Origin of the sequence: Aromatoleum evansii, assembly GCF_012910805.1 — a bacterium.
Lineage (GTDB): Bacteria > Pseudomonadota > Gammaproteobacteria > Burkholderiales > Rhodocyclaceae > Aromatoleum > Aromatoleum evansii.
In genome coordinates this window covers 1-8,849 of sequence record NZ_WTVK01000106.1, presented here as the reverse complement: position 1 = coordinate 8,849, position 8,849 = coordinate 1, and the positions used below count along the sequence as shown (strand labels likewise).

6 protein-coding genes are annotated in these 8,849 nt (G+C 68.4%); 4 read left to right on the top strand and 2 right to left on the bottom strand.

The window, feature by feature from the left end:
• Nucleotides 1-20 precede the first annotated feature (20 nt).
• Nucleotides 21-1,781, top strand: a complete 1,761-nt coding sequence (locus GO615_RS26625) for an ABC transporter ATP-binding protein/permease (protein ID WP_422614258.1) — start codon at nucleotides 21-23, stop codon at nucleotides 1,779-1,781.
• Here GO615_RS26625 and GO615_RS26620 read toward each other — a convergent pair.
• Nucleotides 1,761-2,870, bottom strand: coding sequence for a glycoside hydrolase family 5 protein (locus GO615_RS26620; protein WP_169132877.1), 1,110 nt, complete (start codon nucleotides 2,868-2,870; stop codon nucleotides 1,761-1,763). The genes GO615_RS26625 and GO615_RS26620 overlap by 21 nt on opposite strands.
• A gap of 250 nt (nucleotides 2,871-3,120) precedes the next feature.
• Between GO615_RS26620 and GO615_RS26615 the strand changes: the two genes are divergently transcribed.
• A complete protein-coding gene (locus tag GO615_RS26615) occupies nucleotides 3,121-4,794 on the top strand; it encodes an alpha-glucosidase (protein WP_211167381.1) in 1,674 nt (557 codons plus the stop codon).
• On the opposite strand, the gene GO615_RS26610 is transcribed toward GO615_RS26615, so the two are convergent.
• A complete protein-coding gene (locus GO615_RS26610; RefSeq protein WP_246262475.1) occupies nucleotides 4,770-6,449 on the bottom strand; it encodes a DNA recombination protein RmuC in 1,680 nt (559 codons plus the stop codon). The two genes, GO615_RS26615 and GO615_RS26610, sit on opposite strands and share 25 nt — an antisense overlap.
• Nucleotides 6,450-6,535: 86 nt before the next feature.
• On the opposite strand from GO615_RS26610, the gene GO615_RS26605 reads away from it, so the two are divergent.
• Together GO615_RS26605 and GO615_RS26600 are read left to right on the top strand one after the other, a co-directional pair.
• On the top strand, nucleotides 6,536-8,359 hold the full coding sequence (locus GO615_RS26605; protein WP_169132876.1) for an ABCB family ABC transporter ATP-binding protein/permease: 1,824 nt from the start codon (nucleotides 6,536-6,538) through the stop codon (nucleotides 8,357-8,359).
• Between the two features lie 217 nt (nucleotides 8,360-8,576).
• Nucleotides 8,577-8,738: a hypothetical protein gene (locus tag GO615_RS26600; protein ID WP_169132875.1), complete on the top strand. Its 162-nt coding sequence runs from the start codon at nucleotides 8,577-8,579 to the stop codon at nucleotides 8,736-8,738.
• Nucleotides 8,739-8,849: the final 111 nt, after the last annotated feature.

The window sequence follows — 8,849 nt, the reverse complement described above, 5'->3', positions numbered from 1 at the left end:
CCCCCTCCCCCGGCCATGCGGTGCGACGGTTCGCCCGCCTCGCGCTGCCCTACTGGAAGTCCGAGCATCGCTGGAAGATCGGCGCCGCGACGCTGCTCCTCCTTGCCCTGACGCTGAGCCAGGTGGCGCTGGTGATGTGGACGAGCTACTGGAACCGCGCGTTCTTCGATGCGCTGGAAGCGCGCTCGCTGGATGCGCTGCTGCAGCAGATCCTCGTCTTCGCGCTGATCCTCGCGCTGACGATGGGCGTCACCGCGCTGCACATGCATGTCAAGCGCTGGCTGCAGCTGGACTGGCGGCGCTGGCTCACGGCGAACCTGGTCGACCAGTGGATGACACGCTCGCGCCATTACCGCCTGCAGTTCCTGAAAGGCGAGCACGACAACCCCGACCAGCGCATCGCCGAGGACATCCGCATCTCCACCGAGGCGGCGATCAGTCTCGCGCACTCGCTGACCTATTCGCTGCTCGTCGGCTGGGCCTTCATCGCGATCCTCGCGGAAGTGTCGGGCAGCGCGCCGATTCCCGGCAGCGAGTTCGAGGTGCCCGGCTACATGGTGCTGCTGGCCTTCGCCTACGCGGGAGGCGGCGCGGCGATCGGCTACCTGCTCGGCCGCCCGCTCGTGCGCGCGACGAACCGCCTGCAGAGCGTGGAGGCCAACCTGCGCTTCAGCCTCGCGCGGGCGCGCGAGAACGCCGAGGCGATCGCGCTGACGCACGGCGAACGCATGGAGCGGCGCAGCGCCGTGCAGCTCTTCGGCGACGTCGCGCGCGGCTGGAACCGGCAGACCTTCGCCTACCTCGGCATCGTGTCGTTCTCGACCGCGTACGGCAACCTGATGCCGATCTTCCCCATCCTCGTCGCGGCGCCGCAGTTCATCGCCGGTGCCCTGACGCTGGGCGGCCTGATGCAGGCGGCACAGGCCTTCGAGCGGCTGGCGTCGGCGCTGTCCTGGCCGATCGACAAGCTGGGCGAGATCGCGATGTGGCGCACCTCGGCGGGCCGCGTCGTGAACCTGCACGACGACATGCTGCGACTCGACGTCATCGACCATCAGGGCGAGCCCGCACGCATCAGGATCGGCCATTCGACCAAGCCCGAGCTGCATCTGTGCGGCCTGTCGCTGGACACCCAGACCGGCGAGCCGCTGCTGCGCGGCCTGGAACTGCGCGTGCGGCGCGGCGAGCGCATCCTGATCGTCGGCGACGCGCACGTGACCCTGGCGCTGTTCAAGGCGGTGGCGGGATTGTGGCCGTGGGGCAGCGGCGAGATCCGCCTGCCCGAAGGCCCGGAAATGGTTTTCCTGCCGCAGCGCCCCTTCCTGCCGACCGGCACGCTGCGCGCCATGCTGTGCTACCCGCACCCGCCCGAGCGCTACCCGACGCCAGAGCTGCACCGCGCGCTCGAATGCGCGGGCATCGACTGGCTCGCCCCGCGCCTGGACGAATCCGACGACTGGAACCACGTGCTGCCGCTGCGCGCGCAGCAGCGACTGAGCACGGCGCGGCTCTTCCTGCAACGGCCCGCCTGGGTGTTCCTCGAGGACACGACCGACGCCTTCGACGCCAAGGGCGAGGCCGGCATCCTGGAGATGATGCACCGCGAAATGCCCGACATGACGGTGCTGTCGGTGATGCGCCACGGCGGCCTCGAGCGACACTTCCACCGCAAGCTGGAACTGCACCGCGTCGGGACGCCCGAACTGAAGGCGGGCAGCGACGGGAGCGTCCCCGCCGCGAGCCCTGCCCCCGTCACCGGCTCAGCGGAAGTCGGACGGTAGCCAGCCGCGCTCGACGCAGTCGCGGAAGCACCACGCCGGCGTCGTCTCCGTCTTGTAGCTCCAGAAGAACCAGCCGAGATACTTCTCGAACGCCAGCAACTGAGCCGCCGCGTAGCCGCGGTTGGCGACGGTCTGCTGGAACTCGTCCATGTGCTCCAGCGCATGGTTGAACGGCCCCTCGGCCCACAGCGAGACCACGCGCAGATCGAGCCCCAGGCTCCATTCCCCGCACACCGCGGGCAGGCCCAGCTCGGCATTGATCGCGTCGGCCTCCTCGCGCCACTCGCCGCCGGCCTTGCCCATGTGGGCGAAGATGTCGGAGTCGATATCGCGGCGGTCGAAGCACTGGTAGCGGTGCAGGTCGAAGATCACATTGCGGTACTCGGGCGCCTGCATGAAACCGACGTACTCTCGGAAGGAGCGGAAACCGTCGTGGAACACCACCGCGACGCGCTCGGCCGGGCAGTGCTTGCGGATGCGCTCGTAGGCGGCGAGGTAGAAGTCCTTCAGGTAGTCGGTCGGCACGTCCCAGCGCGGCTCGTTGAGGCACTCGATCGCGTGCAGCGCCGGGTGACTGCTGTAGCGCGCGGCAATGCGTTCGAGCACGGACAGTGCATGTTCGAGGTAGTCGGGCTGCGTGTGCCACTCGCACACCCCCATGATCCCGCCATTGTCGAAACCGTTCTGGCAGCCGGGCGCGGCGTGCAGGTCCAGCATCACGCGGATGCCGAACTCCTGCGCCCAGTCCATCGCGCGGTCGAGCACCTCGATGCCGCCGGTGGCGAAGGGATGGCGGTGTTCACCGTAAGCGCGGTGCCAGGGGTAATCCGGCCCGAAGATCCAGTGCCCGTAGGGGATGCGCACTGCGTTGAGGCCGCGCTCGGCGATCCACGCGAAGTCCTCGCGCGTGACCCAGCGGTTCCAGTGCACGCGCAGGCGCTCGGTCGCGGCGACCGGCCCCAGTTCGGCGCAGAAGGTCGTCTCGTCGGTGGCGGCCAGCCCCTCGAACAGGCTCGGGACCATCCACTTCTCGAGCAGCAGCCAGCTGCCGAGGTTCACGCCGCGCAGTTTCGGACTCGTCGCTTCCATGATCCGGCCTCCGTTCGTCGTCATCAAGGCGGCAATCGAGACCAACCGTTCGCCCTGAGCCCGTCGAAGGGCGATTGCGGGGCTTCGACAGGCTCAGCCCGAACGGTTCTTCGTTGCCGGGTCAGATCGCTCAGGACCATCCCTCGCATCACTCTAGCCGCGAACGCACATACCATCCCTGCCTTATTGCACGGAGATGTTCGTGCGGCTGCGGCAGACTGGCATCACGCGATGCGCGAGGAGCGGCACGATGGACGACAAATGGTGGCAACGCGCGGTCGTGTACCAGATCTATCCGCGCAGCTTCATGGACACCGACGGCGACGGCATCGGCGACCTGCCGGGCATCCTCGCGCGCCTCGACTACCTGCTATGGCTCGGCGTCGACACGCTGTGGCTGTGTCCGATCTACTGCTCGCCCAACGACGACAACGGCTACGACATCTCGGACTACTGCGCGATCATGGCCGAGTTCGGCACCCTGGCCGACTTCGACCGCCTGCTCGCCGACGCACACCGCCGCGGCATGCGCGTGATCCTCGACCTCGTCATCAACCACACCAGCGACGAGCACCCGTGGTTCGTCGAGTCGCGCGCCTCGCGCGACAACCCGAAGCGCGACTGGTACATCTGGCGCGACGGGCGCGACGGCGCCCCGCCGAACAACTGGGAGAGCATCTTCCGCGGCCCCGCATGGGAGCACGACGTCACGACGGACCAGTGGTACCTGCACCTCTTCACGCGCCGCCAGCCCGACGTGAACTGGGAGAACCCGGCCGTGCGCGCGGCGATCCACGCGATGATGCGCTGGTGGCTGGACAAGGGCGTGGACGGCTTTCGCATCGACGCGATCACCCACATCCGCAAGGCGCCGGGACTGCCCGACATGCCCAATCCGCAGGGCCTCGCGCAGGTCGCCGCCTACCCCTTCCACATGAACGTCGCCGGCATCCTCGACTACATCGACGAGCTATGTCGCGAGACGCTCGCCGGACGCGACGCGATGACCGTCGGCGAGGCCAACGGCATCGGCCCGGACGCGGCCGAGGAATGGGTCGGGACGACGCGTGCGCGCCTGTCGATGATCCTGCAGTTCGAGCACTGGCATCTGTGGTCGAACGCCCCGCAGGCGGCGCTCGACGTGCGCGCGCTGAAGCGCATCCTCGGCCGCTGGCAGACCGCGCTGCACGGCCGCGGCTGGAACGCGCTATACCTCGAGAACCACGACCTGCCGCGCGTCGTCTCGCGCTGGGGCGATCCGCAACGCTTCCCGCGTGAAAGCGCCACCGCACTCGCGACGATGTACTTCCTGATGGAGGGCACGCCCTTCATCTACCAGGGGCAGGAGCTGGGCCTCGCCAACGCCGCATTCGCGAGTCTGACCGAATTCCGCGACAGCTTCGCGCACAACCGCATCGCCGAGATGCGCGCCTCAGGCATGAGCGAGGACGCGATCCTCGACGAGATGCGCCGCACCGGCCGCGACACCTCGCGCACGCCCATGCCCTGGGACGACGGCCCGCACGGCGGCTTCACGACCGGCACGCCGTGGCTCGCGGCGCACCAGGATTACCGGACCGCCAACGTCGCCCGCCAGCAGGCCGCCCCCGGCTCGGTGCTCCACCATTACCGCGCGCTGATAGCGCTGCGCCGGCGCGAGCCCACGCTGATCCATGGCCGCTACGGCGCGCTCGCACCCCGCAGCACGCGCATCTACGCCTACACCCGCGGCGAGGGCGACGAACGCATCGCCGTGATCTGCAACCTCACGGGCAGCACCGCGACCTTCCGCCACGCGGGCTTCGCGCTCGAATCCCGCGACCTGCTGCTGGCGAACCGCGCCGTCGCGCCGCACGGCCCGCGGCACGCGCTGAGCCTCGCGCCGTGGGAGGCGCGCGTCTATCGCATCTCGGCCGCGTGCTGATCCGTAACGGCCGGCGCGGCCGCGTCGTCGCCATCGGTGGCCGCCTCGACCATCGTCCCGGGGAGCGCCTTCGTCGGCTTCACGCCGAGCTGCTTCAGCATCTCCGCCTGCCGGATCACGTTGCCGCGCCCGCTCGCGAGCTTGTTGTGCGCGGCGTGGTAGGCCTTCTGCGCCTGCTCAAGCCGGTTGCCGACCGATTCCAGGTCCTCGACGAAGCCGACCAGCTTGTCGTAGAGCTCCGCGCCGCGCTTCGCGATGTCCTGCGCGTTGCGGTTCTGCGCCTCCTGGCGCCACAGGTGGGCCACCGTGCGCACGACGAAGAGCAGCGTCGACGGGCTCACCAGCAGCACGTTCTTCTGCCACGCGTCCATGAAGAGCTCGCGGTCGTGCGTCACCGCGAGCATGAAGGCGGGCTCGACCGGCACGAACATCAGCACGAAATCGAGCGACTTCAGGCCGTACAGGTCCTGGTAGTTGCGCTCCGACAGCCCCTTGATGTGCGCGCGCACCGAGTCCAGGTGGCGCTTCGCCGCGGCGTTGCGCTCGCCCTCGTCCTCCGCGGTTACATAGTCCTCGTAGGCGGTCAGCGACACCTTGGCGTCGACGACCAGGTGGCGGTCCTCCGGCAGGTGGATCACGACGTCGGGCTGCGCGCGCGAGCCGTCGTCGCGCGTGTGGCTTTCCTGCACATCGTACTCCTCGCCCTTCCTCAGGCCCGAGGCTTCCAGCACCCGTTCGAGGATCAGCTCGCCCCAGTTGCCCTGCGCCTTGCTCGACCCCTTCAGCGCGCGCGTGAGGTTCTTCGCGTCCTGGGAGAGCGACTGGTTGAGCTCCATCAGCTGGCGCACCTGCTCGGCCAGCGCGCTGCGGTCCTTGCCCTCCTGCACGTAGACCTGCTCGACCTTGCCCTGGAATTCCTGCAGCTTGACGCGCAGCGGGTCGAGGATCTGGCCGATGTTCGCCTGGTTCTGCTCGGTGAAGCGCTTGGCCTTTTCCTCGAGGATGTCGTTGGCGAGGCTCTTGAACTGGTCGGTGAGGCTCTCGCGCGCCGCGATCAGCAAGGCGAGCTTCTCGTCGGCGGCGCGCCGCTCGGCCTCGAAACGCGTGTTGAGTTCGGCGAGTTCGGCATTCAGGCGGTTCGCCAGCGTCTCCGCCTGCTCGCGCAGGGCCCGTTCGGCCTGCAGGTCGCCGCGCAGCGCCGCCAGCAGCTCGCGCTCGGCCTTCAGCTCCGCCGCGAGCTGCGAGTTCACCCGCCCGAGCGTCTCGCGCTGCTCGCCGGCCTCGCGCTGCAGGGTCGCCAGCCGTGCCAACGCCTCACCATGCTGCTGCTCCAGCGGCGCGACGCGCGTCGCCCGTTCGGCGAGCTGCGCGCGCTCGTCGCGCACCGCATCGAGCGCGTCCCGCCACTCGCCCGCCTGGCGCCGCAGGGCGTCGAACTGGGCGAGCGACTGCGCGCGCTCCTGCTCCAGCGCCCGCGCCCGCTCCGTCGCCGCAGCGAGCTCGACGCGCACCTCCGCGCGCCCCTGCTCGATCGCCGCTGCAGCCGCCTCGGCCGCGCGACCGCGCAACAGCAGCCACACCAGCAGCGCCCCGGCAACCACCCCGCCCAGCACCGCGACCAACCAGACCAGCACGCCCACCGAACCGCTCACCATCGTTCCGCCATCCCGTTTCGTCTGCCGCACCCCGGACGGGGCGGGCGAAAGGCGAAATGGTAGCGCCGGCACGATAGAATTGCCCGATGAGACGCGGACCATCCACTGCACTGCCCGGCCCCGAGCCGACCGAACGCCACGACTGGCAGACCCTGAAGAGCCTGTTCCCCTACATCTGGGCCTACAAGGTCCGGGTACTGTTCGCGCTGTCCTGCCTCGTCGCCGCGAAGGGCGCGAACGTGGCCGTGCCGCTGATCTTCAAGCGCCTCATCGATGGCCTGTCGCTGACCACCGACCAAGCCTTCATCGTCGTCCCCGCCGCGCTGCTGCTCGCCTACGGCGTGCTGCGCTTCTCGACCTCGCTGTTCACCGAGCTGCGCGAGATCGTGTTCGCGCGCGTGACGCAGAACGCGGTGCGCGAGATCGCGCTGCGCGTGTTCCGCCACCTGCACGCGCTGTCGCTGCGCTTCCATCTCGAGCGCCAGACCGGCGGCCTCACGCGCGACATCGAACGCGGCACGCGCTCGATCGGCTCGCTGATCAGCTACACGCTGTACTCCATCCTGCCGACGCTGATCGAGATCAGCCTCGTGATCGGCATCCTGCTGGTGCAGTACGACCCGGTGTTCGCGCTGATCACGCTCGGCACCCTCGTGCTCTACATCTTCTTCACGATCCGCATCACGAACTGGCGCACGGTGCTGCGGCGCCAGGCGAACGAGCTGGACTCGGCCGCGAACGCGCGCGCGATCGATAGCCTGATCAACTTCGAGACCGTGAAGTACTTCAACAACGAGGACTTCGAGGCGCGCCGCTACGACGAGCAGATGCGCAAGTGGACGAATGCGCAGGTCACCAACCAGAAATCGCTATCGGCGCTCAACATCGGCCAGGCGGCGATCATCGCGGTCGGCGTCACCGCGATGATGTGGCAGGCAGCGAGCCGGGTCGCAGCGGGCACGATGACGATCGGCGACATCGTGCTGGTCAACGCCTTCCTGATCCAGCTCTACATCCCGCTCAACTTCCTCGGCGTGCTGTACCGCGAGTTGCGCCAGTCGCTGACCGACATCGAGCGCATGTTCGGGCTGATGCACGAGCACCGCGAGGTCGCCGACGCGCCCGACGCCGTCGCGCTGCCGCCCGGCCCCGCGAGCGTGCATTTCGAGCATGTCGGCTTCGCCTACGACCCCAAGCGCACCATCCTGCACGACGTCGACTTCGCAATTCCCGCCGGCCGCACCGTCGCCGTCGTCGGCCATTCGGGATCGGGCAAGTCGACGCTCGCGCGCCTGCTGTACCGCTTCTACGACGTGCAGCAGGGTGCGATCCGTGTGAACGGCCACGACCTGCGCGCGCTCACGCAGGCGAGCCTGCGCCAGGCGATCGGGATCGTGCCGCAGGACACCGTGCTGTTCAACGACACGCTCTACTACAACATCCAGTACGGCCGTCCCGAGGCGAGCCGAGCCGAGGTCGAGGCCGCCGCGCGCGCCGCCCAGCTCACCGAATTCATCGCGCGCCTGCCGGACGGCTGGGAGACACGCGTGGGTGAGCGCGGACTGAAGCTCTCCGGCGGCGAGAAGCAGCGCGTCGCGATCGCGCGTGCGCTGCTGAAGAACCCGGCCATCCTGATCTTCGACGAAGCCACCTCGGCGCTCGACTCCAAGACCGAAAAGGCGATCCAGGCGCAGCTCGACCTCGCCGCCGAAGGACGCACCGCGCTCGTGATCGCTCACCGGTTGTCGACGATCATGAACGCCGACGAGATCATCGTGCTCGACCAGGGCCACATCGTCGAGCGCGGCACGCATGCCGAGCTGCTCGCCCGTGGCGGCGACTACGCCCGCATGTGGGCCCTGCAGCAACAGGAACGCGAGGAAGCCCTGCTGGCGGGATCCAACCCGTGACACGCGCATTACGCGGGCGGCGCCATCACTCCGTGGACAGCGTGATCAGTGCATTCTTAGGGCGCACCGATCCGCTAAACTATGAGGCTGGCAATTAGATACCGTTCGGGCTGAGCCCTTCGACGGGCCTGTCCTGAGCGAAGTCGACGGGCTCAGCGCGAACGGTGGTATTTGATTGCCGCCTTGATAACGGCACACACAAATACAAAGTCCCCCGATGGACGCGCACGACGCTCCCGCCTTCCTCCACGAAGTCATCCTCTTCCTCGCGCTCGCCGGCGTGCTCATTCCGCTGCTGCAGCGGCGCAGCATCAACCCGGTGCTGGGCTTTCTCGCGGTGGGGATGATCGTCGGCCCCTTCGGCCTAGCAGGGTGTTGATTTAATACGTTTTCCAGCATCTACGCGGGTTCTACGGCTGATATAATTACGTTCGCATTACGACACCGATTATTCCCATGCGCGGCATCGACCACAAACAAGGCGCCCTGT